General features: G+C 62.6%; 28 protein-coding genes and 2 tRNA genes. 16 read left to right on the top strand and 14 right to left on the bottom strand.

Annotated features, from left to right (window positions below; genetic code table 11):
• Nucleotides 1–311: 311 nt before the first annotated feature.
• Nucleotides 312–734 (top strand): iron response transcriptional regulator IrrA, encoded by a 423-nt coding sequence (irrA, locus tag BLU35_RS20720; RefSeq protein ID WP_093234322.1) that lies wholly within the window; start codon nt 312–314, stop codon nt 732–734.
• A gap of 133 nt (nt 735–867) precedes the next feature.
• On the opposite strand, the gene BLU35_RS20725 is transcribed toward irrA, so the two are convergent.
• Together BLU35_RS20725 and BLU35_RS20730 are read right to left on the bottom strand one after the other, a co-directional pair.
• Complete coding sequence (locus BLU35_RS20725) at nt 868–1,503, bottom strand: trimeric intracellular cation channel family protein (protein ID WP_058326190.1); 636 nt, start codon at nt 1,501–1,503, stop codon at nt 868–870.
• 67 nt (nt 1,504–1,570) lie between these two features.
• Nucleotides 1,571–2,362 carry a YdcF family protein gene (locus BLU35_RS20730; RefSeq protein WP_093234323.1) on the bottom strand — a complete coding sequence of 264 codons (792 nt, stop codon included), beginning with the start codon at nt 2,360–2,362 and terminating at the stop codon, nt 1,571–1,573.
• Between the two features lie 201 nt (nt 2,363–2,563).
• On the opposite strand from BLU35_RS20730, the gene BLU35_RS20735 reads away from it, so the two are divergent.
• A complete protein-coding gene (locus tag BLU35_RS20735; RefSeq protein ID WP_058324528.1) occupies nt 2,564–2,878 on the top strand; it encodes a hypothetical protein in 315 nt (104 codons plus the stop codon).
• 32 nt (nt 2,879–2,910) lie between these two features.
• Here the strand turns inward: BLU35_RS20735 and BLU35_RS20740 are convergent.
• Together BLU35_RS20740 and BLU35_RS20745 are read right to left on the bottom strand one after the other, a co-directional pair.
• A tRNA-Ala gene (locus BLU35_RS20740) sits at nt 2,911–2,986 on the bottom strand.
• 200 nt (nt 2,987–3,186) lie between these two features.
• Nucleotides 3,187–3,576, bottom strand: coding sequence for a TIGR02300 family protein (locus tag BLU35_RS20745; RefSeq protein WP_057247831.1), 390 nt, complete (start codon nt 3,574–3,576; stop codon nt 3,187–3,189).
• A 384-nt stretch (nt 3,577–3,960) separates the two neighbouring features.
• Between BLU35_RS20745 and aroA the strand changes: the two genes are divergently transcribed.
• The 4 genes from aroA to rpsA all read left to right on the top strand — a co-directional run bounded on the left by aroA (nt 3,961) and on the right by rpsA (nt 8,647).
• The gene (gene aroA, locus BLU35_RS20750; protein ID WP_093234324.1) at nt 3,961–5,307 is read left to right on the top strand and encodes a 3-phosphoshikimate 1-carboxyvinyltransferase; all 1,347 of its coding nucleotides are present in this window, start codon (nt 3,961–3,963) and stop codon (nt 5,305–5,307) included.
• On the top strand, nt 5,304–6,140 hold the full coding sequence (locus BLU35_RS20755; protein WP_286161571.1) for a hypothetical protein: 837 nt from the start codon (nt 5,304–5,306) through the stop codon (nt 6,138–6,140). Before aroA ends, BLU35_RS20755 begins: the two co-directional genes overlap by 4 nt.
• Nucleotides 6,137–6,775 (top strand): (d)CMP kinase, encoded by a 639-nt coding sequence (gene cmk, locus BLU35_RS20760; protein WP_093234325.1) that lies wholly within the window; start codon nt 6,137–6,139, stop codon nt 6,773–6,775. Before BLU35_RS20755 ends, cmk begins: the two co-directional genes overlap by 4 nt.
• Before the next feature lie 147 nt (nt 6,776–6,922).
• Nucleotides 6,923–8,647, top strand: coding sequence for a 30S ribosomal protein S1 (gene rpsA / locus BLU35_RS20765; protein WP_082615707.1), 1,725 nt, complete (start codon nt 6,923–6,925; stop codon nt 8,645–8,647).
• Nucleotides 8,648–8,736: 89 nt separating this feature from the next.
• Here the strand turns inward: rpsA and BLU35_RS20770 are convergent, their stop codons facing one another.
• Nucleotides 8,737–10,332: a hypothetical protein gene (locus BLU35_RS20770; protein WP_093234326.1), complete on the bottom strand. Its 1,596-nt coding sequence runs from the start codon at nt 10,330–10,332 to the stop codon at nt 8,737–8,739.
• 402 nt (nt 10,333–10,734) lie between these two features.
• Between BLU35_RS20770 and BLU35_RS20775 the strand changes: the two genes are divergently transcribed.
• Complete coding sequence (locus tag BLU35_RS20775) at nt 10,735–11,064, top strand: DUF6665 family protein (RefSeq protein WP_058324533.1); 330 nt, start codon at nt 10,735–10,737, stop codon at nt 11,062–11,064.
• On the opposite strand, the gene BLU35_RS20780 is transcribed toward BLU35_RS20775, so the two are convergent.
• Both BLU35_RS20780 and BLU35_RS20785 read right to left on the bottom strand, forming a co-directional pair.
• Nucleotides 11,065–11,823 (bottom strand): hypothetical protein, encoded by a 759-nt coding sequence (locus BLU35_RS20780; RefSeq protein WP_058326196.1) that lies wholly within the window; start codon nt 11,821–11,823, stop codon nt 11,065–11,067.
• A 184-nt stretch (nt 11,824–12,007) separates the two neighbouring features.
• The gene (locus BLU35_RS20785) at nt 12,008–12,562 is read right to left on the bottom strand and encodes a BA14K family protein (RefSeq protein WP_057247838.1); all 555 of its coding nucleotides are present in this window, start codon (nt 12,560–12,562) and stop codon (nt 12,008–12,010) included.
• Nucleotides 12,563–12,776: 214 nt separating this feature from the next.
• Here BLU35_RS20785 and BLU35_RS20790 point away from each other — a divergent pair, with 214 nt between their 5' ends.
• The 3 genes from BLU35_RS20790 to BLU35_RS20800 all read left to right on the top strand — a co-directional run bounded on the left by BLU35_RS20790 (nt 12,777) and on the right by BLU35_RS20800 (nt 15,609).
• Nucleotides 12,777–14,210 (top strand): phosphomannomutase, encoded by a 1,434-nt coding sequence (locus BLU35_RS20790; RefSeq protein ID WP_093234327.1) that lies wholly within the window; start codon nt 12,777–12,779, stop codon nt 14,208–14,210.
• Between the two features lie 77 nt (nt 14,211–14,287).
• Nucleotides 14,288–14,374 (top strand) — tRNA-Leu (locus BLU35_RS20795).
• 278 nt (nt 14,375–14,652) lie between these two features.
• Complete coding sequence (locus BLU35_RS20800; RefSeq protein WP_093234372.1) at nt 14,653–15,609, top strand: adenylate/guanylate cyclase domain-containing protein; 957 nt, start codon at nt 14,653–14,655, stop codon at nt 15,607–15,609.
• Between the two features lie 6 nt (nt 15,610–15,615).
• Here the strand turns inward: BLU35_RS20800 and BLU35_RS20805 are convergent, their stop codons facing one another.
• The 3 genes from BLU35_RS20805 to BLU35_RS20815 form a co-directional block, all read right to left on the bottom strand.
• Nucleotides 15,616–17,607, bottom strand: coding sequence for an adenylate/guanylate cyclase domain-containing protein (locus BLU35_RS20805; protein ID WP_093234328.1), 1,992 nt, complete (start codon nt 17,605–17,607; stop codon nt 15,616–15,618).
• Between the two features lie 152 nt (nt 17,608–17,759).
• Nucleotides 17,760–18,800 carry a hydroxyacid dehydrogenase gene (locus BLU35_RS20810; protein ID WP_058324535.1) on the bottom strand — a complete coding sequence of 347 codons (1,041 nt, stop codon included), beginning with the start codon at nt 18,798–18,800 and terminating at the stop codon, nt 17,760–17,762.
• A 197-nt stretch (nt 18,801–18,997) separates the two neighbouring features.
• Nucleotides 18,998–19,309, bottom strand: coding sequence for a hypothetical protein (locus tag BLU35_RS20815; protein WP_057247842.1), 312 nt, complete (start codon nt 19,307–19,309; stop codon nt 18,998–19,000).
• Nucleotides 19,310–19,417: 108 nt separating this feature from the next.
• Here BLU35_RS20815 and BLU35_RS20820 point away from each other — a divergent pair, with 108 nt between their 5' ends.
• Nucleotides 19,418–20,044 carry a ribonuclease D gene (locus BLU35_RS20820; RefSeq protein WP_057248232.1) on the top strand — a complete coding sequence of 209 codons (627 nt, stop codon included), beginning with the start codon at nt 19,418–19,420 and terminating at the stop codon, nt 20,042–20,044.
• 35 nt (nt 20,045–20,079) lie between these two features.
• Here BLU35_RS20820 and BLU35_RS20825 read toward each other — a convergent pair whose 3' ends face one another.
• Both BLU35_RS20825 and BLU35_RS20830 read right to left on the bottom strand, forming a co-directional pair.
• Nucleotides 20,080–20,439, bottom strand: a complete 360-nt coding sequence (locus BLU35_RS20825) for a YqaA family protein (protein ID WP_082615689.1) — start codon at nt 20,437–20,439, stop codon at nt 20,080–20,082.
• 68 nt (nt 20,440–20,507) lie between these two features.
• A complete protein-coding gene (locus BLU35_RS20830; RefSeq protein WP_058324536.1) occupies nt 20,508–20,789 on the bottom strand; it encodes an Rdx family protein in 282 nt (93 codons plus the stop codon).
• Nucleotides 20,790–21,009: 220 nt separating this feature from the next.
• Between BLU35_RS20830 and BLU35_RS20835 the strand changes: the two genes are divergently transcribed.
• Nucleotides 21,010–21,465 (top strand): DoxX family protein, encoded by a 456-nt coding sequence (locus BLU35_RS20835; RefSeq protein ID WP_093234329.1) that lies wholly within the window; start codon nt 21,010–21,012, stop codon nt 21,463–21,465.
• 129 nt (nt 21,466–21,594) lie between these two features.
• Here BLU35_RS20835 and rnk read toward each other — a convergent pair whose 3' ends face one another.
• A complete protein-coding gene (gene rnk, locus BLU35_RS20840; protein WP_093234330.1) occupies nt 21,595–22,008 on the bottom strand; it encodes a nucleoside diphosphate kinase regulator in 414 nt (137 codons plus the stop codon).
• Between the two features lie 354 nt (nt 22,009–22,362).
• Here rnk and BLU35_RS20845 point away from each other — a divergent pair, with 354 nt between their 5' ends.
• The 4 genes from BLU35_RS20845 to BLU35_RS20860 are packed head-to-tail and all read left to right on the top strand — an operon-like array spanning nt 22,363 to nt 24,700.
• Nucleotides 22,363–23,118 (top strand): type 1 glutamine amidotransferase, encoded by a 756-nt coding sequence (locus BLU35_RS20845; protein WP_093234331.1) that lies wholly within the window; start codon nt 22,363–22,365, stop codon nt 23,116–23,118.
• Nucleotides 23,115–23,594, top strand: coding sequence for a GFA family protein (locus tag BLU35_RS20850; RefSeq protein ID WP_058324539.1), 480 nt, complete (start codon nt 23,115–23,117; stop codon nt 23,592–23,594). Before BLU35_RS20845 ends, BLU35_RS20850 begins: the two co-directional genes overlap by 4 nt.
• Nucleotides 23,591–24,154, top strand: a complete 564-nt coding sequence (locus BLU35_RS20855; RefSeq protein ID WP_093234332.1) for a sugar O-acetyltransferase — start codon at nt 23,591–23,593, stop codon at nt 24,152–24,154. Before BLU35_RS20850 ends, BLU35_RS20855 begins: the two co-directional genes overlap by 4 nt.
• A gap of 33 nt (nt 24,155–24,187) precedes the next feature.
• Nucleotides 24,188–24,700, top strand: a complete 513-nt coding sequence (locus BLU35_RS20860) for a GNAT family N-acetyltransferase (RefSeq protein WP_057247850.1) — start codon at nt 24,188–24,190, stop codon at nt 24,698–24,700.
• A 77-nt stretch (nt 24,701–24,777) separates the two neighbouring features.
• On the opposite strand, the gene lepA is transcribed toward BLU35_RS20860, so the two are convergent.
• Nucleotides 24,778–26,604, bottom strand: a complete 1,827-nt coding sequence (lepA, locus tag BLU35_RS20865) for a translation elongation factor 4 (RefSeq protein WP_425985965.1) — start codon at nt 26,602–26,604, stop codon at nt 24,778–24,780.
• Nucleotides 26,605–26,641 lie beyond the last annotated feature (37 nt).

Genomic DNA, 26,641 nt, shown 5'->3' on the forward strand with positions numbered 1-26,641 from the left:
TCCCCGAATGACTTAACGTGTTGTCCGATCTGCTTTAGAGCAAGTTCGGCTTGAAATGAAGCGTGGCGAACCCGGACCTTCTCGTTTCCGGCCAGATCACCGCCGCCTCAGATGGCGTTTTCGTTCCGCCGTCGCTTACAGGATCAATGTGGGCGCGACCAGAGTTAATTGCCAGCCTTCCCCGAGTTTGACCGGTTTTTCGGGCTTTGCAACGCATGTTTGACCGAGAATCTATTGAAAGCGCGGGGCGCAAAAGTTATATCGCAACGGAAGTATTGTGATTTTCGCCGGGATACATGGAACGACCCTTGATGACGAAAGCAACAGAAGTGAGTTCGGAAGAAAGGCTGCGCCACTCAGGCCTGCGTCCGACCCGTCAGCGCGTTGCCCTCGCCGATCTGATCTTTGCCAAGGGTGACCGTCACCTGACCGTCGAGGAACTGCACGAGGAGGCTGTCATGGCCGGGGTGCCCGTTTCGCTCGCAACCGTCTACAATACGCTGCACCAGTTCACCGAGGCCGGCATGATCCGTGTCCTGGCGGTGGAAAGCGCCAAGACCTATTTCGACACCAATGTGTCGGATCACCATCATTTCTTCGTCGAGGGCCAGAACGAGGTTCTCGATATCCCCGTCAGCAACATTCAGATCGACAATCTCCCGGAGCCGCCCGAGGGCATGGAGATTTCGCATGTCGACGTGGTGATCCGTCTGCGCCGCAAGAACGGTCGCTGATCTCAGCGCAATTCCAGGAAAAGCGCGAAACGGGGTTCCGCTGGCAATCGCGTGTCTTCAAGCGAGCCGGCACGGCAATCCTTAAAATAAATTGATCGCGTAGCGTTCGCGCCGATCAGGCGCATAAGCGCATTCACATCACATCATCGGGATCTCTGCCCGGCTGCGCCTTGCCCGTCGGCAGCGTCCAGCCGAACTTGAGCGCACCGCCGCGCACGGCGAAGGCGGAAATCACCCCGAGCGTCGATGCCGCCGCAAGCGGCAGGCCAGCCATCGTTGCAAGCACGAAGGCGCCAGCGCCTATCAGCGCGGCGGTGACATAGACTTCCGGCCGCAGCAGCACCGAGGGTTCCCCGGCGAGCAGATCGCGCAGGATGCCGCCGAAGGTGGCCGTCAGCATGCCGGTGACCAGCGCGACACCCGCTGAGCCCGTGGCCGCAAATCCCTTCGCAGCACCCATGACGCAATAGGCTGAAAGGCCGATCGCATCGAGCCAGACGAGGACCCGGTAGCGCGAGCCGAAGAGATGGGCGGTGAAGAAGAGGATGACCGCCACGGTGACGCAGACCAGAAGATAGGTCGGGTTGGTGACCCAGAAGACCGGTGTCGCGCCCAAAACGACATCGCGCATCGTGCCGCCGCCGATCCCGGTCACCGAGGCGAGGAAGAGATAGCCGATGATGTCGAGCTGCTTGCGTGACGCCGACAGCGCTCCGGTCGCTGCGAAGACGGCCACACCGGCGTAGTCGAGGATTTCGAGGATCGGCATGGGCGCTCCGGGCAAGATTCGGCGGTTCGCTTTGAAGCTGGGCTATCTCGGGCCCCGCCGTCAACTCTCAGGGCGCCGGCAGGATCGAGGGTGTCCGGCCGGCAAGGTGATAGGCGAGGAGGCCGATCCATTCGCGCACCGCCGTCGTCGTCAATTGTGCGTTGAGCGACGGCTGGGTGAAGTCGAAGCTAAGGCCAAGCTTGCCGCTGGTGCGGTAATCCGTCGGCCAGGGAATGACCGGGATGTCGAGCGCGCGGAAGAGCCCGACCGAACGGGGCATATGGAAGGCGGAGGTGACGAGTGCGCAATTCGAGAGCCCATTCGCAGCCAGCAGATCCTTGGTGTTGCGGGCGTTCTCGAACGTTGTGCGCGACTGTTCTTCGCGAATCAGCCGTTCGCCGCCGACGCCGAATGCAGCGAGGAAACCCTGCGAAGCCTCGGCGTCGCCGGCATAGGCGCCGCTGAAGGAGCCGTCACCGCCGGAAACCAGAATACGCGCCTCGGGGTAGCGTTTTGCGAGCGCCACCGTCTCGATGAAGCGGTCCGCCGCCTGGTTGAATTCCATGCCGCCGCGGCCTGCCATCACCTCGTTCTCGAAGGCGCCGCCAAGCACGATGATGCAGGAGAGCGTTGCAGGTGATGGCGAGGGGCGCGCGAAGCGGTCTTCGAGCGCCTGGAGGGCGTAGGGGCCGGCGGTGGTGAACAGGCTGACGAAGAGCACCAGCGCGCCAAGCCCGCCAAGGAAGCCGCCGGTGCGGCGCATGCCCGCCGCCGTCGCCAGCAGCCCGGCAAGGGCGGCGAAGAACGAGAACGACAGCGGCTGTGCGGCCAGCCAGAAGATTTTCGAGATCAGGAACATGGCATCAGCTTCTGCGTTCCGATGCTTAACAAATTATAAACACGCGATGGAGGGGCCGGCTGCACCGACGTGTGACTGTGCGGCTTGGCCGTCTTGTTCGCCTTCGCGCAAGGTCGCTCGCGTAACCTGTTCATCCGAACGTTGCACAGATGGGTCCGGCCACCACTTTCATTTGAAGCCGAAAGGAGTATCATCCGGGGGATGACCACGATATCGGGCTTCAGATCCCAGCTGTTTCGTGCCGCCAATGAGGTCCATGAACTCACCCCGGTGCAGGCACAACGGTTGCTCGAAGGCGCAGTGGCGCTGATCCGCTGCATGCGCGAACAGACCGGCATGGAACCCAACACCGATGCCCCCGATGTCACCAATGTTCTGCTCGACATTGCCGCCTCCGCGCCCAACCGATCGGAACGCGAAATCCGCAACGCCCTGCTCGAGTCGGCCGACATCATCCGGTTGCTGACGATGATCCTGGATTCGCTGGACGAGTTGGAAAGCAGTGAGGGACCTTGAAGGTCCATTGGTCATCAATCGAAGAAGAAATTTGGTGGAGCTAAGCGGGATCGAACCGCTGACCTCTTGCATGCCATGCAAGCGCTCTCCCAGCTGAGCTATAGCCCCATATCGGGTTCCGGCTAGGCCGGTCCGGGAAATTCGTCGGCCTGTTGTGTCCGGCGAGTGGCGGCTTATTACTTCCCCTTTTTGAGGATGGCAAGCCGAAAAATGCGTGGCCTGTGGATTTATTTCTAGTCCGGGCCGATTTTCTCCCGTCCGGGCCCTATAGGCCGAGGACGGGAGCATTCCCATGTCATTTGAAGCGCTTAGACGTCTTCTTCGTCGTCGGAGACGCCGATGAGGCCGCTCATGTCGTCGTCGTCTTCGTCTTCGTCGGCTTCGAGGAAGGTGTCGTCGTCGTCACCGTCGATCTCGACATCGTCGTCGCCGAGATCCGGCAGGTCGTCGCCGCCCGCTGCCTCATCATCGGCATCCTCGAGCGAAACGAGTTCGACTTCGGTGTTCTCTGCATCGACTTCCGTGACGTCTTCTTCTTCTTCCTTCTCGAGCACCTTGGCGACCGAGGTTTCTTCGAAGAAGTTCAGCGGATAGGACTTGCCGGTGTAAGGCGAAACGATCGGATCACGGTTCAGATCGTAGAATTTGCGCCCGGTTTCCGGGTCGATGCGCTTTGTTCCAAGTTCCGGTTTTGCCACTGTCAAAGCCTCTTGAATGGCCGGCCGAGCCGGCTCTTGCCGAAAACCGGCGGGTGGAAAGGGTATCAAGCTTATGATGATTAGCCGGTCCCCATAATCATCTTGACCGCATCTGTCAAAGGCAAAACTTGCAAGGCCCTGTGTCACGGGCTTTCCGGCGCGCAAGGATGGCCGCTCGCCGCGATTTAAGGAAGTATGCAGCAGGGGTTGTGGCAGGAGTGCTGCCGACAGCAGGCGCCGGCCTGCAAGGACGCCTTACGAGTTGCATTGTCTTCTTCAATCCTATCCGGTCTAAGAATAAAAACAGTCAGCCATTCAGCTGCCGCCGCGACGTTGGCGCGACTTGAGCGCGCGACACTGTCTTGCATGTTTCGAGGATTCCGCATGTCGCAAGGATTGGGCCAAAGCCCTGCCACCGCCCGCAAATCAGACGGCCTTAAGGGTACGGTCCGAATTCCCGGCGACAAGTCGATATCGCATCGGTCGCTGATGCTGGGCGGGCTTGCCGCCGGCGAAACGCGTATCACCGGCCTGCTCGAAGGCGAGGATGTGATCGCCACCGGCCGGGCCATGCAGGCGATGGGTGCCAGGATCCGCAAGGAGGGCGACACCTGGATCGTCAACGGCGTCGGCAATGGTGCGTTGCTTGCGCCGGAAGCGCCGCTTGATTTCGGTAATGCCGGCACCGGTTGCCGCCTCATCATGGGTCTCGTCGGCGTCTATGATTTCGAAACGACCTTCATCGGCGATGCCTCGCTCAGCCGGCGGCCGATGGCGCGCGTGCTTGATCCCTTGCGTGAGATGGGCGTGCAGGTAAAGGCAGCTATGGGTGACGGGCTGCCGGTGACCCTTCGCGGACCGAAGACGCCGACGCCGGTCACCTACCGGGTGCCGGTCGCGTCTGCCCAGGTGAAATCGGCGGTGCTCTTCGCCGGTCTCAATGCGCCCGGCATCACCACCGTCATCGAGCCGGTGATCACCCGCGACCACGCGGAGCGCATGCTGCGCGGATTCGGCGCCGAACTCTCGGTGGAAACCGATGCCACCGGTGTCCGCACCATCCTGCTCGAAGGCCGCGGCAGGCTCGTCGCCCAGGAGATCGATGTGCCCGGCGATCCGTCCTCGGCGGCTTTCCCGCTGGTCGCGGCGCTCGTCGTTCCGGGTTCTGACATCACCATCCGGAACGTGCTTATGAACCCGACCCGCACGGGCTTGATCCTGACGTTGCAGGAGATGGGCGGGGACATCGAGGTGATCGAAATCAGGCAGGCCGGCGGAGAAGACCTGGCGGATCTGAGGGTGCGCCATTCCGAACTGAAAGGCGTTACGGTCCCCGAAGAGCGTGCCGCCTCGATGATCGATGAGTATCCCATTCTCGCCATCGCCGCCGCCTTTGCCGAAGGCGCGACCATCATGCATGGTCTCGATGAGCTGCGCGTGAAGGAGTCCGATCGCCTCGCCGCCATTGCCGCGGGCCTGAAACTCAACGGTGTTGATTGCGATGAGGGCAGATCCTCGCTCGTCGTGCGTGGTCGCCCCGGCGGCAAGGGCCTCGGAAATGCTTCAGGCGGGGTGGTGAGGACCCATCTCGATCACCGTATCGCCATGAGCTTCCTTGTGATGGGGCTTGTGTCCGAATACCCGGTCGCCGTCGATGATGCGTCGATGATCGCGACCAGCTTTCCGGGGTATATTGAGCTGATGACCACGCTCGGGGCGGTGGTCGAGTGAAGCCAACGGCGCTGGCGGCGATAAAACTCAGATGGCTGCTGACAATCGCAGTCGTTGTTCTCCTGACGTTGCTGACGCAGATCGGCGGCCTTGTCTGGCTTGTTGCACTTGGCATTGCGCGCCGAAGCAGAGCTGGCTTTCTCGTATTTCTTGCACTCTTTCTTGGCCTCTATGCAGCCGGGAGCACGCTCAGCTACGCTGTGGCGCCGGTCTTTGGTCGGGTTCCGTTGCCCTGTTTCGACGACGGTACATCGCGGCTCAGAATGCAGTCGCCATTCTTCTGCGTCCTGAACCGCCAGTATGTCGTTCCGGAACTGAGGGAGGCAGCCGTCGCTTTGTCGCGGCATATGGACCGGGCATTCCCCGGAACCACAACCTTGGCCCTCGACGCGAATTTTCCATTTTTCAATGGCTTCCCACTGTTTCCCCATCTCTCCCACTCGGATGGCCGAAAGCTCGATGTCGCGTTCTTTTATCAGGATGCCGGCGGCAGATACCTGGATAAGACGACACGTTCGCCGATCGGCTACTTCGCCTTCGAAGAGCCGCGTCCGGGAAGCGTTCTTCCATGCGACGATCGCAACGCCCTCTTGACCTTGCGGTGGGACTTGGCGTTTCTGCAGTCACTATGGCGGCCCTGGCCGCTCGAAGAGGCGCGGATGCGTGAGGCGCTCCGCTGGCTTGCCGGTGAGGGGAGCGGTTTCGGTATCGAGAAGATATTCGTGGAGCCGCATCTGGCGCAAAGACTTGGCGTCGAGGCGGAGTCCATTAGGTTTCAGGGTTGCAGGGCCGCCAGGCACGACGACCATATACATATGCAGGTTGGAAAATGACGTTCATCATCGCCATCGACGGGCCGGCAGCGGCCGGCAAGGGCACGCTCTCGCGCCGGATCGCCGAGGAATATGGCTTTCATCATCTCGATACGGGGCTGACCTATCGTGCCACCGCCAAGGCGCTGCTGGATAGCGGGCTGCCGCTCGATGACGAGGCGGTCGCCGAGAAGATGGCGCGCGAGGTCGAGCTCGCCGGGCTTGATCGGTCGGTGCTTTCCGCCCACGCGATCGGCGAGGCGGCGTCGAAGATCGCCGTCATGCCGGCGGTGCGCCGCGCACTGGTCGAGGCGCAGCGCGCCTTTTCGCTGCGCGAGCCCGGAACGGTGCTCGACGGACGCGATATTGGCACGGTTGTCTGTCCGGGTGCGCCGGTAAAACTCTACGTCACTGCGTCGCCGGAAGTACGGGCGAAACGCCGTTACGACGAGATCATCGGCAACGGCCAGCCGGCCGACTACGCGGCGATTTTCGAGGATGTGAAGAAGCGCGACGAGCGCGATATGGGGCGTGCCGACAGTCCTTTGCGCCCGGCCGAAGACGCGCACTTGCTTGATACGTCTGAAATGAGTATAGAGGCGGCGTTTCAGGGCGCAAAATCTTTGATCGATGCGGCCCTGATCAAGAAGATCTGAAGAAGAGCCCATCTCCGACACTGTCAGGATCGCTCTTCTTGCATAAGCCTGAAATTCCGTCCACGCGCCGGATTGCCCCTTCGATGGGGCGGACTGGGTTCAGGCCTGTTCAACACCAGCCCCCGGCGCATGTGCGTCTCGAATGAGATGCATGCAGGAGATTCCATGTCTGCTACCAATCCTACCCGTGACGATTTCGCCGCTCTTCTCGAAGAATCCTTCGCGAAGACCGATCTCGCCGAAGGCTATGTTGCCAAGGGCATCGTTACGGCCATCGAAAAGGACGTCGCCGTTGTCGACGTCGGTCTGAAGGTCGAAGGCCGCATCGCTCTGAAGGAATTCGGCGCGAAGGCCAAGGACGGCTCGCTCAAGGTCGGCGACGAAGTCGAAGTCTACGTTGAGCGCATCGAAAACGCGCTCGGCGAAGCAGTTCTGTCGCGCGAGAAGGCTCGCCGCGAAGAAAGCTGGATGCGCCTGGAAGTGAAGTTCGAAGCCGGCGAACGCGTCGAAGGCATCATCTTCAATCAGGTCAAGGGTGGCTTCACCGTCGATCTCGACGGCGCCGTTGCCTTCCTTCCGCGTTCGCAGGTCGACATCCGTCCGATCCGCGACGTCACCCCGCTGATGCACAACCCGCAGCCCTTCGAAATCCTCAAGATGGACAAGCGTCGCGGCAACATCGTCGTTTCACGTCGTACCGTTCTCGAAGAATCCCGCGCCGAGCAGCGTTCTGAAATCGTTCAGAACCTTGAAGAAGGCCAAGTTGTCGAAGGCGTCGTCAAGAACATCACCGATTACGGTGCGTTCGTCGACCTCGGCGGCATCGACGGTCTGCTCCATGTCACCGACATGGCATGGCGTCGCGTGAACCATCCGTCGGAGATCCTGAACATCGGCCAGCAGGTCAAGGTTCAGATCATCCGCATCAACCAGGAAACCCACCGCATCTCGCTCGGCATGAAGCAGCTCGAGTCGGATCCGTGGGATGGCATCGGCGCGAAGTACCCGGTCGGCAAGAAGATCTCCGGTACCGTCACGAACATCACCGACTACGGTGCGTTCGTCGAGCTGGAGCCGGGCATCGAAGGCCTGATCCACATCTCCGAAATGTCCTGGACCAAGAAGAACGTACACCCCGGCAAGATCCTGTCCACGAGCCAGGAAGTCGACGTTGTCGTTCTCGAAGTCGATCCGACCAAGCGTCGCATCTCGCTCGGCCTCAAGCAGACGCTCGAGAACCCGTGGCAGGCATTCGCGCATAGCCATCCGGCTGGCACCGAAGTCGAAGGCGAAGTCAAGAACAAGACCGAATTCGGTCTGTTCATCGGCCTCGACGGCGATGTTGACGGCATGGTGCACCTTTCCGACCTCGACTGGAACCGTCCGGGCGAGCAGGTTATCGAAGAGTTCAACAAGGGCGACGTTGTTCGCGCTGTTGTTCTCGACGTCGACGTCGACAAGGAGCGCATCTCGCTCGGCATCAAGCAGCTCGGCAAGGATGCAGTCGGCGACGCCGCTGCTTCGGGCGAACTGCGCAAGAACGCCGTTGTTTCGGCTGAAATCATCGCGATCAACGATGGTGGCATCGAAGTGAAGCTCGTCAACCACGAAGACATCACCTCGTTCATCCGCCGCGCTGACCTCGCGCGTGACCGCGACGAACAGCGTCCGGAGCGTTTCTCGGTTGGTCAGGTTGTTGACGCCCGCGTCACCAACTTCTCCAAGAAGGACCGCAAGATCCAGCTGTCGATCAAGGCTCTGGAAATCGCTGAAGAGAAGGAAGCCGTTGCTCAGTTCGGTTCGTCCGACTCGGGCGCTTCGCTCGGCGACATCCTTGGCGCGGCTCTGAAGAACCGCCAGAACAACGAGTAATCGTTGCCTGACACCTGAACTGAAAAACCCGCGGAGAGCGATCTCCGCGGGTTTTTCTTTGCTCGAATACTTGCTCGGGTCGCGCCCCCTCAGCCGAGGCCGCCGAGCCTGCGATAGAGATCATAGGCGTCGGGTGCTTCGGGTGTCCCGTCGTCGAGCAGGGCTTCGTCCGTTGGATCTGCTCCATCCCCTTGATCGTGGCCGTCGCCTTCTTCTGCGCCCTGTTCTTCGTCCGATGCCTGGTCTTCAGATCCGCCAGGCATTTCATGGCTGAGGTTTTCGGTCTCCGCCGCATCCTTGGCGGCTGGCGGGTAGGGGATCATGGCAAAAGGAATGGCTTCGCGCGGCAGGCCGTTTTCGACCAGCCTGGCGATGACCTGATGCATCCTCTGTTCATCGGTTGCGCGCTGCGGCCGCATGTCCACAGGCAGGCGCTGGGCAGCCTTTGTGTCCTCGGTCTGGTCGTCGAGCAAGGACGGCAGGGCGTTGCCGCCGTCCGGGGCCTCGCGCTGGTGCGCCGCGGCGTCGTTTGCGCGCACCGGTGTGGCGGTTTCTTTTACCGGGACCGGCGCCGGCGCGTCGGTACCATTGGCGTGCTCAGCCGCCGGCTTGGTCTCGGCGCCGGCTGCGCTTCCGGGCAGGTTTACGCTGTCGCGAATGAGCGTCTTGATCGCCTCGAAGAGCACCCGCACCGGCCGGGCTTCGGGGTTGCCGCGACCGGCCGCCGTTGCTGTCTTGGCGTCCTTCTCCTCCGCATCAGGCATTGGGCCATAGGTGCCATCGGGGTCGGCGTCCTCAGCGGTTTCGGCAGTCGTATCGGCTTCGGCCGGCGCCGCCGTGCTCTCGCTGGCCGGGACCTCGGTTTCGACATGCCCGCCATCGGTTGGGGGGCCGGTTTCCTCAGGCTCAGGCCCGAGGGCCGTTTGCGGCGCTTCCTCGACTTCGCCTTCGCCTGCAAGCAGGGCGGCGGCGGTTTCGACCGGCGTGCCTTCCGGTGGCGTGGGCTTGCCTGTGCTCGCACGCGTTTCGCTTCGCTCCGGTGCGGCGTTTCGGGCTTTTGAGGGCGCCTCTGTCGTTCCGGCCTGGTCCAGGTCATCACCCCGCGGTTCGAGCGCGTCGGTGTCGTTGCCAACCCCATAGGTCTTGCGCAGTACCGCCTGCAGCAGCGCAACTTCGCCGGCAACCGGGGTACGCGCAGCAACCGGGTTGAAAGGCATTGCCGGCTGGAAAGAGGGGTTGCGCAGGATGACGTCGCGCGCCTGAGCGGGCATCGAAGTGGCGGTGTTACTCGACGCGCTTGTGCCATTGCGGATCGCGGGCAGTTCGGCAAGCAGACCGACCCGGACGGCGAGGCTGCGCCCGCCGAGCTGGCGCTCGAGCAACAGCCGATCGGATGCAGGCATCGTTTCGAGGAAGGCCACCAGGCGTCGAACGAAATCGCGCCCGCCTTCCTGAGGCAGGGGCGGGAACTTCAGGATGCGCGCCAGGTCCTCCATCAGCCGCACCAGAGCGTCCTTGGAGAGGATTTCGCGACCCGAGAGGTGTCGGGTCAACGCGTCCAGGATCTTTTGAATGGCTTCGCCGCGTTGGCCGGCGGGCAACAGCGCTGCCGGCTGCTGTGCCTTGGTGTTCGTGTCTTCTGCGGTAGCGGCCGCGGCTCGGGCCGTCTGGATGGGTATCAGCATTCTGGTCTCCATCTCGCTTGACCTCAGGTTGACCAATCATCGGTGAGCGACGAAACGCGGGTGCACGCTTGGGCACGGACCGATTTCCGGCTCGCGTGCGAACTGTTTTCTTTGTCACTTACGGGTTGGCGCCTCATGCGCGTCTACAGCGCCGCGCGCCCTATGAGGCGCGCAAAGGTCGCTGTAGCACTTTGAGTTGCTGCATGTTTCTTAAAGAAACATGCAGGGGTCCAATGGCCGGACAGCCGCGACCAGGCCGCGGATAAGGGAATCGGCATGATCACTGAGGCTAGGTGAAAGAGGTTTATGAAATCTTAACCAAGTTTCGATCGCTGCGGCAGCCGACCGCCCTTGCCTGCGGGCTTCGACAGCGCCATCTTCTGGACTTCTGAGGAGTTTCGGATGAGCGTTCGTCCCCCAAAAGCCCTGAGCCCGACCTTCTCGACCACCGGCGCCTTCAACGTGCTCGAATATGAACTCATGTCCGAGCGGGCCGATGCGCTCGGCCGGCATGGGCTGAAGGTGGAAAAGGCGCTTGCCGCACTGTCGGAACTGAAGGCGGAGGCGGCCCCGGATTTGCGCGAGCGGCTTCTCGATGAAGCAGCCGATGTCGTCTGGGCCTTTTTCATCCAGCGCGAGATCTGCGGGCTGCGTGACAGCCGCGATGCCGTTCGCCGCTACGGCATTCCCAAGGAGGTCATGGCAAGGCTCGGTATCGTGCGGAGGAAATGATCAGAAGCTCTGCGCCGTCAGGCTGTACAGGCCGTTCTCGTCGAAGCGGACCAGGTTTTGCAACTCGGCTTCGCGGCGCTCGGCGACATTTTCCATCTCGTCCTTGAGTTGGAGCGCACGAAGCTGCTCGTTTTGTTCGACCAGCGACTGCTTGTCGGTTCTGCGCGTGGGATCGTTGCGCAAGCTGTCGACTTGGGCTTCCTCGAGCGACCCGGATTCCGTTGTGCTCTTGAGTCGATCCACCGCCTTGGCAGCCTGTGCCTGGCTTTGAGAACTCTTGCCGCTCGTCTCTCCAAGCGCCGCCTTCAGTGTCTCGTTTTCCCGGCCGCCTGGATTTTTGAGTGCCTCAGCCAATTCGGTGAGGGAGAGGCCGAGTTTATCCAGCCCAAGCTGCTCCTCGACCTTGGCGATATCGCTCGGATCCAGATCCTTGATCTGGTTCTCGAGCGTTCTGGCGAAGGCGGCGTCGGATTTGAACGTCTCGCGGTCGAGGTGGAAGAACGCTCCGACTTGGCGAACGAGAGCCGCGCGATTGCTGTTGGGGTCGTTCTGGGTGCGATCGAAGAAGTGCGCGTTGATCTTTTCGTTGGCCGCCTTGCGGGCATCGTCGGACTGGACCTGCGCCTTCAGGACCTTGTCGTCCTTGGTGCCCTTGGCCTTTTCTTCTTCTTCCGCCTGCCGCTTTTCGATGTCCTTGAGGATCGAGCCGACCAGGCTGGTCGTTGCGGTGGCGGTCGATTGCTGGGTCGGAAGCAGCATGTATGATCCCCGGACAGCATCGTGGAGCTTTCCGAAACGGTAGGTCGTGGCGGTTAATGCCGGCTTAACCGACGTTTCCCACAAATCGGGACCGATCGGGCAGACGAAGCCATCTGCTCCGCGATTGCGCACGGAGAAATGCGTGAGGCAGCATCGCCTTTGCGCGGCGGCGCGTCAGTCTCGCCTATCGGTAAGGCGAGTAGCAGACCCTGTAGGCACCACCGTAGCTTAGGAACCGGTTGGTCGCCGGATTGTAGGAGCGGTAGCGCGACATGCACCAGCTCACATGTGAGCCGCCGCGAACATACTGGTCCCGATAATAGTAGTTATTGCCGTAGTAGCTATTACCGTAATAGCGGTTACCGTAGTAGCGACGCGGATAGTAGCCGCCATAGTAACGGGGATAGTATCCACCGCCATAGTAGCTGCCGTAGCCGCCGCCATAATAGCCGCCGGAGCCGAAGTAGAAGCTCAGGCCCGAACCACCATAATATGGGCCACCCCATCCTCGCCGGTAGTAAGGCCCTCCTCCCCATCCTGGACCCCATCCGCGACGCCAGCCGTACCCGCCATATCCGCCGTAGCGCCGGTGGTAATACTGCACATTCTGGACGTCGCCCTGTGCCTTGATCTGGAGATCGGGCGCCTGGATCGGCATTGCCTCGACAGGTCCGATGGGGGTGATCAGGGAGGTGGCGGCCAAGCTGCAGCCGATAACGAAATTGCGAAATCCCGTCATTTTATCCTCACTTTCAGAAGGCCATGCCTTCCGTTTGTGTCCCTGCCTGTATTACGTTTGTTTTTCTTGGTTTATTCATGGCGCCGGACGCTGTGTGTGGTTGCGGGAACCACTGGATTTCCGCCCGTTGCTCTCTTCAGTACGATGCGCCTATCCGTCGGTCGTGTCACTGTGGTTCTTGTCCGGTCCCTTCCCGTCGTCAGCGAGGTACACGATGCAATTGAAGTTTGGCACCAGTGGTTTGCGCGGCCTCTCCGAGGAACTGAAGGGCGAACCCTCCGCCCGCTATGCGACGGCCTTCGCCCGGCACCTCGTGGAGTCCGGGCACAGCAAGCCTGGCGATCCCATCCTCATCGCCCGTGATTTTCGCGATTCGAGCCCTGAGATCGCGGCCGTTTGTGCCGCGGCGCTGTCGCGCGCGGGGCTGCGTGTTTTTGACTGCGGCACGGTGCCGACGCCCGCACTGGCGCTCTACGGCCTCGCCAACGGGGCAGCGGGCTTGATGATCACCGGCTCCCATATTCCGGCCGATCGCAACGGCATCAAGTTCTATCGCCCGGATGGCGAGATCGACAAGGCGGACGAGGTGGCGATCAGCCGCATCGCCGACGGCATTGCAAACCAGATCGCACCGGTCGCCGATGCCGGAACCGGTGAGGACCACGCGGCCAGGGCCGCCGCCCTCTTCATGGAACGGAACCGGCAATTGCTGGCGGCCGGGGCGCTGTCCGGGCTCAAGGTCGGTGTCTACCAGCATAGCACCGTCGCCCGCGACCTGATCGCCGACCTGCTGACCCACTCTGGTGCCGATGTCGTGGCCCTTGGGCGCTCGGAACACTTCATTCCTGTTGATACCGAGGCCGTTTCGGCGGAGACGATCGAGCGGCTTCAGGATTGGGCGCGCGAACATCGCCTCGATGCGATCGTATCGGCGGATGGGGACGGCGACCGGCCCCTTGTCGCCGACGAGAACGGGCTGCCCCTGCGTGGTGACCTGCTGGGCCTGATGGCTTGCGGTTTCCTCGGCGCCAGACTTGCGGTCACTCCGGTCACGTCGAATTCCGGCCTTGAGGGCAGGGAAGGGCTTTCCGTCCTGCGCACCCGCGTCGGCTCGCCCTTCGTGATCGCCGGCATGCAGCAGGCGCTGAAAGAGGGTACGCAGAAGGTCGCCGGCTTCGAGGCCAATGGCGGTACGCTGACCGCGAGCCCCTTTGAGATCAATGGCGCAACGCTGGAAGCGCTACCCACCCGGGATAGCTTTCTGCCGATTGTCGCGGCACTGGCCGCGGCGGCTGAGGCCAAGCTTTCGCTTTCCGCGCTCGCCGCTTCCTACCGGTTGCCTGTGGCGCTCAGCGATAGGCTCGAAAATTTCCCGGTGGAAACAAGCGCCCGGCTGATGGCCTATCTGCGCGGAGACGAGGCAAATCTTGCGGAATTCCTGGCGCCGATCGGCGGCGTCGCTGCGGTGAGCGACATCGATGGGCTGAGAGTGACGCTGGATGATGGTCGGATCATCCATTTCCGACCCTCGGGCAATGCGCCGGAGATGCGGTGCTACGTCGAGGCGGAGTCGTCTGAGGCTGCCGAAGCGCTGCTCTCAAGGGGGCTATCCACAATCCGCCGGTGGGCAGAATCCGCTTCGAACTGAGTTTTTTGCAATCCGACACGAAAACTTCAAAAACCCTGTTGACACTTCAGCTCGGGCCTTTTACACCCCAGCCCGTCGCCCAGATGGCGGAATTGGTAGACGCGCCAGCTTCAGGTGCTGGTACTCGCAAGGGTGTGGAGGTTCGAGTCCTCTTCTGGGCACCAAATTCCCAACCAAGTCTTTGATTTGGTTTTGAAAAACCCCGGTTAGCCGGGGTTTTTTCGTTTCTGGCGTTTGCCCGCAAATCGAGGCGATTTCCTGTCGCGCGGCGCGCTCTTTCCGTCGATATGGTTGCGCGTCGCCGTTATTTTCGCGCGACGCGCCTTGAAGCTTTGACCGGCAGCATTGATATTCTATTCGCAACGAAGTGGCGTGCAGACCGCACGAACGCGGCACCATGCAATCGTCCGCCGGGGCGGCGGAACTGAGCGAGGACGAAGCGATGTCCGAGACGCGTCGCAAGCTGACGACTATCCTATCCGCGGATGTTCAAGACTACACCCGACTGATGCGTGCCGACGAGGAGGGCACGCTCGCCACGTTGAAGCGCTATCGCGATGCCATGGGACGGCTCATCGAGGCGCATGAGGGCCGTGTCGTCAACACCTGGGGCGATGGCCTCATCGCGGAGTTTCCGAGCGTCGTCGAAGCCGTGCGCGCGGCGATCGACGTGCAAAACGAGTTGGCCGGTCGCAACGAGAAATGCCCCTCGGACGAGCAGATGCTGTTTCGCATAGGCATCAATCTCGGCGACGTGATCGCCGAGGGCGACGACCTCTATGGTGATGGCGTCAATGTCGCGGCGCGCCTGCAGGCTTCAGCACCCGCCGGTGGCATCGTCATTTCGAATACGGTCTATGACCAGGTGCGCAACAAGGTCGCCGTCGGGTTCGATTTTCTGGGGCCGCTGGAGGTGAAGAACATCGATGGTGGTGTTCCGAGCTACGCCGTGCGCATCGGCACGGCCGATCCCCGCCCGGCAATCGGCATCCAAGGCTTCGGACGTTCCGCTGGTCAAGCGAGCGGGAATGGCGGCCGATCAGGGGCTGAGGCAAAGGGGGGCGGCGGGGCGGTCGCCGCGGCGAAGCGAGGATCTCTTCCCGTGCTCGCCGTCATCGCCGCAGGACTGGTCGTGCTGAACCTCCTCACCTGGAACGGGGTGCTCTGGTCCGTTTGGCCATTGCTCGGGCTCGGCATTTTGTCGGGCCTTGCGTGGCTCAAGGCAAACCCGTGGGTGGATCGCGGCATCGGTGTGCTGGCCCTTTCCGGGCTGGTGCTCCTGACGATCAACGTGCTGACGTGGCATGGAGTGTTCTGGGCCGTCTGGCCGCTGCTCGCCTTTGCTGTCGTCGCCGGTGTCCGCTGGGTCACCCGATCGCGCCGCAGTGTTGGTCACTGAGGCCGCCTATACGCTTTCCCCGCCTTGCGAGCCTTCCGGCTTGGTTGCCGGCATGTCTGCGGCTGCCGGCTCTGCGCCCAGCACCTCATAGATCTCCAACGCAGAGGCGCGGCCCTTCGCCTGCGCCGAGCCGAGGGGCCGGAAGCGGATAGCGGTGCCGGCATGGGCGACGACGGCGCCGCTCGCCATGATTGTGGTGTCGTAGTTCTTGTTCATGCCTTCCAGGCGGGAGGCGACGTTCACCGTATCGCCCATCGCCGTATATTGCAGTCGCTCCTTCGCGCCGACATTGCCGACGACGGCGGTGCCGGTATGAATGCCGAAACGGGTGCGGAACTCCGGAAGACCCTTTTGACGCTGCGCCTCGTTGAAGACACGCAAGCGTTCCTCGACCGCCAGCGCGCACCGACAGGCATGTTCTGCGTGCTTTTCGTCCGCCGCCGGTGCGTTCCACATCGCGAACACCGAATCGCCGAGGAACTGGATGATCGTTCCGTCGTGTTCTCCGACGGTCTCGCTGAAGATGTCGAAATACTCCGACAGCATCGCCACTACATCTTCCGGCGGATATTTTTCGCTGAGCGTGGTGAAGTCGTAGATGTCGGTGAAGAGCGCCGTCACCTCCTGTCGCCAGGCGGAGCGTCCGCTGAACTGACCGGACTCGATGCCCTTGCGCACCAGTTCCTTGGGCACATAGAGCGCGAAGGTGAAGATCGCGTCTCGCGCCCGGTTCATGGCCCCGCCGAGCGTGGAGATCTCGCTGACATGCGACGAGACGTCGATGGGCGTCGTGAAGTCGAGATCCTGCAGCCGGTTGGCGCTGGCCGTCAGCTGGTTGAGCCCCTTGGTGATCAAATGCGCAAGCACCAGCGAAGCGAGCACCGCGAGCGCCACGACCGATCCGGAAATCGCCAGCCCTTGCACGAGCGTCTGGTTGGCCTCCGCCATCAGTTCGTCCAGCGGCGCCGCCACCACGGCGCGGTTGCCGGAGAGAAGCAGCGCGGATTCGAGCGGCGTCACCATGACGAGATAGGTTCGGTCTCCGACCTCGACGAAGTCGGCCTTGCCGGGCTTAGGCGGATTGAGGCGGATGCTCTGGATCAAGGGATCGCTCTCGGCCTGCACGATCGGGCTATCCTTGTCCTTCGCCGCCATGATGCGTCGCATCATCACCAGGTCCGAGTGGATGATCGGACGCCCGACGGCATCGAGGATGAAGGAGACGGACCCGGCCGTCAGCCGCTCGCGGGCCAGGAAATCGGTGATCGTATCGAGAATGACGTCCGCGCCGATGACGATCTCCGGATTGCCCCGATGCGCTTGCGAGATCGTCATGCCCAGCGTTTCGGTGGTGGCACTTTCATAAGGGCCGGTCGAGACCGCGGCCTTTCCGTTGACCGCCGCGCGATACCACGGCCTGGTCCGCGGGTCGAAGCCGGTAGGTGGCAGCCGCCGCTCGGAAAACTGCGTGCCGTCCTTGTCGAGGAAGAGCACGCGCTGCAGAGACTTGCCGCTCGCATCCTTTTCCATCGAGCGCACGGCAATGGCAGCACCACGTGGCGCGTCCAGCGCCATGCGCCAGGCGACCTGCTTGAGATCGACCACCTGAAAGAAAGCACCGTTGGGATAGCCGACATAGACCCCGTCAATATGCGGCGAGCGGGTGATGCCCTCGCGCAGCACCGCCACCTTGTCGTTCATGCGCTCCGGCGGCGGCACGAGGAAGGAGTTGGCGACCGAGGAAACGAGGTTGACGAGGGCCGAGGTATCGCCCGAGAGCACGCCCAGTCGATCCACGAGGCGGTTCATGAAGCCGCGCATATTGGCCTCGGCGTCGGCGATCGCGGCGTTGCGCGAGCGATGATAATCGAGCCCGACGAGTGTGGCCGAGACGACAATCAGCATGGTGACGATGACCAGGCTGAACAGCGACCGCAGCGAGCTGTTCCAGCCATCGCGTGTTCTGCCTTGTCGAGCACCGGACGCCGTGTCTGCCATTGCGGTTCTCTGCTTCCGTACCGATCAACTGGCGACGACCTTAGCGTGCAAGGATGGTCGCATGTGCAAGGAAAGTTAAATGCGATTCCCATAAAACACGTTAACCGGCGGGATGCACGCCCCGCCGACACCCGCCTCAAAAAATCGCTGGGTCAGTTCACCGTCACCGGTTTCGAGCGCATGCGCGCGACGGTTTCCCGCTCGGCCCGCTTGCAGCGCATCGGCGGCAGGTTGCGGTCCATCAGATCCATGTCCTCGAGCACCATGTCGCCCATCTTCTTGAAGGCGCTGTCGAGCGCGCCGGCGCGGTGGGCGGAGCGCAGGAAACCTGGCAGGCGGCGAACCGGATGATCGAGCGGTAGCGGCTCTTCCGGAAAGACGTCGCTGGCCGCCACGATATGGCCGCGTGCGACCGCCGCCATCAGCGCATCGAAATCAACGACGCCGGCGCGGCTCAAGAGGATGAAGGCAGCGCCAGGGCGCATGCGGGCAAAGGCCTTTTCGCCGAGGAAGCCTTCGTTCTCGCTGGTGACCGATGCGACGACGAAGACGAAGTCGCTGTCGCCGAGGACCGTATCGAGCGATGCCGGCTCGACGCCGTTGTCCCTCAGGATCGAGGCTGGCATCCAGGGATCGAAGACGCGGATCCTGGCGCGGAAACCGGAGAGCACGCGGTTCAGCGCCTTGCCGAGATCGCCGAAGCCGATGATGCCGATGTCGGCGCCGGCGAGAAGCCGCGCCGATCGGTTGCCGTCGCCGCCCCACAGTTCACGGCCTTCGCGGAAGGCAAGGTCGGCGTCGACGATGCCGCGGGCGATGTTGAGCGCCATGGCAAGGCCGAGTTCGGCGACCGGTTCGGCAAAGACCTGACCGGTGGTCACCACATGGATGCCGCGCGCAAACAGCACCTCGTAGGGCATGTTGTTGATCAGGTTGCTCTCGACATTGAGGATCGCCCGGAGTTGTCCCATGCGCTGGAGCGTTGCATGATCGAGCGGCGGCTGGCCGATGATGTAGCGCGCTTCGGACAGGATATCGTCGCTAAGCCCGGCGATATCGTCCGGTTCGGCTTCGACGATCCGGTAACGCTGGTGCAGGTCCTTCAGCGCCTGCGGCGTGAAGATCAGGTCAAGCGTGCGTGGAGCGGGCGCGCTGATGGCAAGCGGCCGATTGTTGGCCATAATATCGGGCATGGTTCCTCCCACCGCATGTTTCCTTTGATCGTAACCGATTCAAGGATGAAAACATGCAGCAATTCAAAGTGCTGTAGGCGGAGTCAGTCCCGCTTCCGTACCGTCAGGCTAGGAAGAAATCCCCGCCTTGCCAAGCGGCGTGGTCGTCGAGGAGGCAAGCTTGCGAGCAACGCGACGGGCGCCGAGGCACGCCTGCTTCAATAGCCGAGGCCGCGTTTCTGGCGATAGAGCGACGGCGGCAGGTCGCTGCCCTGGAAGACCGGTCCATCACCGCGGCGGCAATTGTAGATCGTGTCGTAGACGGGGCCGCCGCGGGCCGTCGATTCGAACGGATAGTTGCGGTCGACGAAGGTCTGTTCGCAGACGGTATGGTCTCCGCCGCCATTCAGCGGATCCATCTGGCGCACGCCGGGCAGGTCCCGGTAGGTCTGTGCCGTTGCCGGGACGATGGAGAGCCCCAAAGTCAGCGCGAGGGCCGAAAGGGCGAGAGCGGAGCGAAAAGACGTCATTGTCAGGACTTTCGAACGGGCGACCGTCTGGCGGGATACGGTAACGGTATCGCCGGCGCCAAACTTGCGCTATAGGCCACACCACTTCGTTTGATCTGGGGATTTTCGATGGCGAATGCAATACGGGTCCATGAAGGCGACATTTCCGCAGCCGATGCTGCGCGCTATACCGGTGCGATCGCCATCGACACTGAAACGCTTGGTCTCATCCCCCGCCGTGACCGTCTCTGTGTCGTACAGCTTTCGCCGGGCGACGGCACCGCCGACGTCATCCGCATCGCCGCCGGCCAGAGGCAAGCGCCGAACCTCGTCGCCATGCTCGCCGATCCGGCCCGCCAGAAGATTTTCCACTTCGGCCGCTTCGATATCGCCGTGCTCTTCCACACGTTCGGAGTGACGACGACGCCGGTTTTCTGCACCAAGATCGCCTCGCGGCTGACCCGGACCTATACCGACCGCCACGGCCTCAAGGACAATCTCAAGGAAATGCTCGACGTCGACATTTCCAAGCAGCAGCAGTCGTCCGATTGGGCGGCGGACATCCTCTCGCCGGCGCAGCTCGAATATGCGGCTTCCGATGTACTGCACCTGCATGCGCTGCGCGACAAGCTGACGGCCCGCCTGCTTCGCGACGGCCGCATGGAGCATGCCGACGCCTGCTTTGCCTTCCTGCCTACGCGCTCCAAGCTTGATCTGCTGGGCTGGGACGAGACGGATATCTTCGCTCACAGCTGAGCCGTGATCGCAACGTCTGATCGCTTTGCTTGGCGTCAGGGCGTCAGGTACAGGACGACGGCATAACGTGCCGCCTTGCCGATGGCGACGAACAGCAGGAATAGCGGCAGCTTCATGCGCAACAGGCCGGCGACCAGCGTCAGCGGGTCGCCGATGACGGGCAGCCAGGAAAGCAGCAGCACCGGCTGGCCGTAGCGGGCAAAGAGCGCCTCCGCCTTCTGTCGGCTTGCCGGAGAAACCGGAAACCAGCGTCGACCTTCGAAGCGGATCAGGAAGCGCCCCAGCGCGAAGTTGACGACGGCGCCGAGCACGTTGCCGAGCGTTGCCGCAACGAACAGGGCAGGGCGGCTTGTTTCTCCATGCAAGGCGGCGGCAACGACTGCAGCCTCCGACATGCCAAAGAGCAGCGTCGCCGACAGGAACGCAGCGGAAAAGACGCCGGCAAGAATTCCGAAATCCAGGATCAGCTCCTGTCCGTATGGCCGAGATCGCGCTCCGGCTCGATGATGTCGCGGATGCGCTGTTTCAGTTCCTTGGGACCGGGGAAGCCGCCGTCGCGCTTGCGTTCCCAGACGAGCGCGTCATCGACGCGGATCTCGAAATTGCCGCCGGTGCCGGGAATGAGCGCCACTTCGCCGAGCGATTGCCCGAAGGTCTGCAGCAGTTCCTGTGCCATCCAGCCGGCGCGCAGCAGCCAGTTGCATTGGGTGCAATAGAGGATGGTGATACGCGGTTTCGGATCCATCGGCCTGGTCTCGGACGTGTGTCGGGGCGGCGACCATACCGGCGGCGCCAGGTGGAAACAACTGCGTCGCTCCGCCTCAGATGCTCACGTCCTGCTCACATAATTGTCAACAAATCTAGTCATGTTTTTATCGGGGGATAGCTTGCTTTGCGCTGCCGTCGCGGCGAGACAATGCGGCATTGCACAAATTGTCGCACCCCAACCGCCGGAGAGGCCATTCATGACCGACGTCACCGCTTCCAGTTCCCGCCCGCGTACCATCCTGCCGGCTCTGGAAAAAATTTATCTGCCGCTGGATACATCAGCCGAGACGCTGCTGCGTGTTCTGGCGGGTGCCCTGCTCGCGGTCCACGGCTTCGGCAAGATCACCGATCCCTTCGGCGCGATCGGCATGGTTGAAGGCCTCGGCTTCTATCCGGGTGTCTTCTGGTCGCCGCTTCTTTCCGCCACCGAATTCTTCGGCGGCATCCTGATCGCGATCGGCCTGCTGACGCGCCCGGCTGCTTTCGCCGGCATGATCGTTCTGCTCGTCACCGTCTACTTCCACGGCATCGTGCAGGGCGAGGGTCTCTTCGGCGCGGAGAAATCCATCCTCTGGGCGGCGATCCTGTTCTTCTTCGCCATCCGTGGCGCCAACAGCCAGTCGGTCGACGCAAAGCTCGGCAAGCAGTTCTGATTGATCGAACGATGACCAGGGAAACGGGGAGGCGGTGAAGACCGGCCTCCCCGTTTTCGTTTGGCGACACGTAGTGCCCATGCCGCCGGCCTGCCTTCAGGGAATACGCAATTCCGGATGGAAACCGTTTCACACTTTTCCTGGAATTGCTTGGGGCGTCACGCTGCGAATGGTCATGCGGTGGACCTTGCCCGACCGATCCTGCCAGTCGATCGACTGACCGACGGAAAGGCCGATCAAGGCCGCTCCAACAGGTGTCAGCACCGAGATGCGTCCGGCCTCGATGTCGGCCTCGCCGGGATAGACGAGCGTCACCCGCTTGGCAAAGCCGTTATCCGCCTCGAAGGCAACGGTGGAGCCCATCTGCACGCTGTCGGCAGGCAGCGCCTCCGGTGCGCCGATGCGGGCGCGGTCGAGCTCGCAGAGCAGCGCTTCGGCCACGTCGGGCACGCGGTCGAGCGCGGAGGACGCCAGCGCCGTCAGCCGCTTGTGATCCTCGGCATTGACGATGATGGGGGGAAGTTTCTTGCGGGATGCCGCCATGATGTGACCTGCCGTGTTCGGCCTTGGCGCCCACGGGCGCACTCTGAATCAATTTTCTGGGATTTCGGCGCTCGTTCAGCCGCGTCTAAAATTTCTTCTGCCGACGCGAAAGGCTCCCCTTACCCGGAGAGCGCAAGCATCCGGGCTGGGGTCAGGTTCCTGCGATCGGGCACACCCGGAAGCAGTGATAGGAAGAAATCGTCGACATCATGATGCCCCGAAGGTCGGAAAGTTTGACCGGGAAGTCAAGACCCGTGGCGGAGGTGGCAAAGCGCAGGGCGGATCATTGCGCCTCTTGAACAGCGGCCACGCTCGTGTTCAATCTCGGTTCGCGACGGCGAAGGGAAGGTGGCGATGCGGGTATTGGTGGTTGAAAACATGGCGAAGACCGAGCTCGGCCAGGTGGGCACGGCGCTTCGCGAGGTCAAGGCGCAGATCGAGATCCACCGCGCCTATCTGGGCGAAACCGTTCCTGCTACGCCCGAAGGTTACGATGCGCTCGTCGTGCTTGGCGGCGAGCAGAGCGCGCTCGACGATGCCGCCTATCCCTATCTGCCTGATCTCGCCGCACTGATGCGCGCCTTCGGCGACAGCGGTCGCTCCGTGCTTGGCATCTGCCTCGGAAGCCAGCTTCTTGCGCGCGCCTATGGCGGGGAAAATCTGCTGGGCGCCGCCAGGGAGTTCGGCTGGTGCGAGATACAGGTGCGCGCCGAAGGCGCTGAGGACCCGGTGCTGTCCAGCGTCGGCCGGAGCTTCCCGATCTTCCAGTGGCACGGCGATACCTTTACGTTGCCCGAGGGCGCCGTCCATCTCGCCGAAAACGCCGTCACCACCCATCAGGCCTTCCGCATCGGCCGCGCCGCCTATGGCACCCAATTTCATTTCGAGGCGGACACGCACCTCGTCGAGGACTGGAACCGCGCCTTCGCGGATACGATCAACCGGCTCGATCCCACCTGGCTTGCCCGCTATCGCGAGCACGCTGCCCGCCATGGCCGGGAGGCCGATGCTGCCGGCCTGACGCTGGCGCGCGCCTGGGTGGCGACGATCGGTCGGCGTGAGGGCGCCGCCGCGAACGCGGATCCGGTATTGGAGGAGATGGACGGATGAGCGAGACACTAAACGGCGGTTGCTTCTGTGGCCGCATTCGCTATCGGCTGAAGGCCGCGCCGATGTTCGTCAATTGCTGCCATTGCAGCGATTGCCAGCGCCAGGTCGGCAGCGCTTTCGTTGTCAACGGCGTTATCGAGCGCGAAAATATCGAGCTCACCGAGGGCGAGCCCGTCATGGTGACGCTCCCCACCGACAGCGGCCGCCCGCACGACGTTTATCGCTGCGCCGAATGCCAGACGGCGCTCTGGAGCGACTATGGCCGGCGCGGCTGGCTCTCCTTCCTCCGCATCGCGAGCCTCGACCGTCCCTCAGACTTCTCGCCGGATGCGCACATTTTCACTCGCTCCAAGGTGGAGTGGCTGTCGCTCGAAGGCGGCGCTCCAGCCTTCGAGATCTATTACGACATGAAGACGATGTGGCCGGCCGAAAGCCTGGCCCGGCGCGAAGCGGCGGAAGCAAAGGCAAGAGCATGACCGCCAGCGAACGCGACAAGATGGCCGCAGGTGAATGGTACTCGTGCCTCGATGCCGAGCTCGATGCGCTTCGACTGACGGCACGCGAAGCGGTCCACCAGCACAACACCATGTCACCGGCCGCGCGCGGAAGCATGGCGCCGGCTTTGCGTGCACTGTTCGGTGCGGTTGCCGATGACGTCTTCATCGAAGCACCGTTCCATTGCTCCTACGGCATCAACACAAGTCTCGGCGCCCGCGTCTATCTCAACGCCGGCTGCACGATCCTCGACAGCGGTCGGGTGACGATCGGCGAGGGCACGATGCTGGGACCGAGCGTGCAGATCTATTGTGCCGAGCACCACAAGGACGCGGTTCTGCGTGGCCAGGGCCTCGAAGTCGCCCGCCCGGTGACTATCGGCGCGGATGTCTGGATCGGCGGCGGCGCCATCATCCTGGGCGGTGTGACGATCGGCGATGGTGCGATTGTCGGCGCCGGCGCGGTGGTGACGAAGGATGTGCCCGCCGGGGCGACCGTCGCCGGAAACCCGGCACGCCCGCTGCCGCGTGCAGGAAACTGAATACTTTAGACCTTTTCAAGGAGTGTTTTTCTTATGGTCGATGCGACGAAAACGATCCATGTGCGCCCGGCGCGGCGGGACGATGCGCCTGTTCTGTGCGCCTTCCTCAACGAGATCATCCGGATCGGCGGCACCACCGCCCATCAGACGCCGTTCACGCCAAAAAGCTTTGCGGAACACTATCTCGAAGGTCCCGGCTTCGTCAGTTGCTTCGTTGCGGAGGATGAGAATGGTGAGCCTTGCGCTTTCCAGGGACTGGAGCGCTCGGACGGAATACCCAAGGATTGGGCCGATATCGGCACCTTCTCCCGCCCCGGCAACAAGGTCAAAGGCGCCGGCACGGCGCTTTTCGAGGCCACCCGCGACCACGCCCGTTCCATCGGCTTCAAGGCGCTCAACGCCACCATCCGCGCCGACAACGTGGGCGGCCTCACCTATTACGGCAGGATGGGCTTCACAGACTACAAGATTGATAAGGCGGTGCCGCTGAGTGACGGGCGGCTGGTGGATCGGATTTCGAAGCGGTATTTGCTCGACGCGGACTGACGCGCGTCTTAGTGGCAAACCAAAAAGGGCGACCCGAGGCCGTCCTTTTCAAACGTAGAAGCATGCGGTTCTGCCGCTTACTCGTCGCCCATCTTGAGTGCGGCGATGAACGCTTCCTGCGGGATCTCCACCTTGCCGAACTGGCGCATGCGCTTCTTGCCGGCCTTCTGCTTTTCCAGAAGCTTGCGCTTGCGGGTGGCGTCGCCGCCGTAGCACTTGGCCGTCACGTCCTTGCGCAGCGCGGAGATGGTTTCGCGGGCGATAACATTGCCGCCGATTGCCGCCTGGATCGGGATCTTGAACATGTGCTTCGGGATCAGTTCCTTGAGCTTCTCGCACATCTCGCGACCGCGCTTTTCCGCCGCCATCCGGTGTACCATCATTGACAGGGCGTCGACCGGCTCGCCGTTGACGAGGATCGACATCTTCACAAGGTTGCCTTCCTTGTGGTCGGTGATCTGGTAGTCGAACGAGGCGTAGCCCTTGGAGATCGATTTCAGGCGGTCGTAGAAGTCGAAGACGACTTCGTTGAGCGGCAGGTCGTAGGTCAGCATCGCGCGGGTGCCGACATAGGTCAGCTCGATCTGGATGCCGCGCCGGTCCTGGCAGAGCTTCAGGATGCCACCGAGATAGTCGTCGGGCGTCAGGATCGTCGCACGGATCCACGGCTCGTGGATCTCGGCGATCTTGACGACGTCGGGCATGTCGGCCGGGTTGTGCAGCTCGCGTTCCGAGCCGTCGGTCATGAACAGCTTGTAGACGACCGAAGGGGCCGTCGCGATCAGGTCGAGGTCGAACTCGCGCTCCAGCCGTTCCTGGATGATTTCAAGGTGCAGCAGACCGAGGAAGCCGCAGCGGAAGCCGAAGCCGAGAGCTGCGGACGATTCCATTTCGAAGGAGAACGACGCGTCGTTGAGGCGCAGCTTGCCCATGGCCGAACGCAGGTCCTCGAAATCGGCGGCGTCAACCGGGAAGAGGCCGCAGAACACCACCGGCTGTGCCGGCTTGAAGCCCGGCAGCGCCTTGGCGGTCGGGCGCTTGTCTTCGGTGATGGTGTCGCCGACGCGGGTATCGGCCACTTCCTTGATCGAGGCGGTGATGAAGCCGATCTCGCCCGGGCCGAGCGCATCCATCGCGACCATCTTCGGCGTCAGCACGCCGACACGTTCGATCGTGTACTTGGCGTCGGTGCCCATCATCCGGATGGTCATGCCCTTCTTGAGCGTGCCGTCGATGATGCGCACGAGAACCATGACGCCGAGATAGGTGTCGTACCAGCTGTCGACCAGCAGCGCCTTCAAGGGGGCCGCATCGCCGCCGTCGCTCTTCGGCGCCGGCAGCTTGGTGACGATCGCTTCGAGCACGTCGGGAATGCCGAGGCCGGTCTTGGCCGAAATCAGCACCGCGTCCGAAGCGTCGATGCCGATCACTTCCTCGATCTGCTCCTTGATGCGGTCCGGTTCGGCCGCCGGCAGGTCGATCTTGTTGAGCACGGTGACGAGCTCGTGGTTGTTGTCGATCGCCTGGTAGACGTTGGCGAGCGTCTGCGCTTCGACGCCCTGGGACGCATCGACGACCAGCAGTGAGCCTTCGCAGGCCGACAGCGAGCGCGAGACTTCATAGGCGAAGTCGACGTGGCCGGGGGTGTCGATCAGGTTCAGCACATAGGTTTCGCCGTCATTGGCCTTGTAGTGCAGACGCACCGTCTGGGCCTTGATGGTGATGCCGCGCTCGCGCTCGATATCCATGCTGTCGAGCACCTGCTCGGACATCTCGCGCTCGGCGAGGCCACCGGTGGACTGGATCAGCCGGTCAGCAAGCGTCGACTTGCCGTGGTCGATGTGGGCCACGATCGAGAAGTTGCGGATATGCGAAAGGGGCGTCTTCGAAGATGTTGTGCTCATGGGCCGCATATAGCAGTGCCTTCAACCGCCGCAAAGC

Origin of the sequence: Sinorhizobium sp. NFACC03 (genome assembly GCF_900103435.1) — a bacterium.
Classification (GTDB): Bacteria; Pseudomonadota; Alphaproteobacteria; order Rhizobiales; family Rhizobiaceae; genus Ensifer.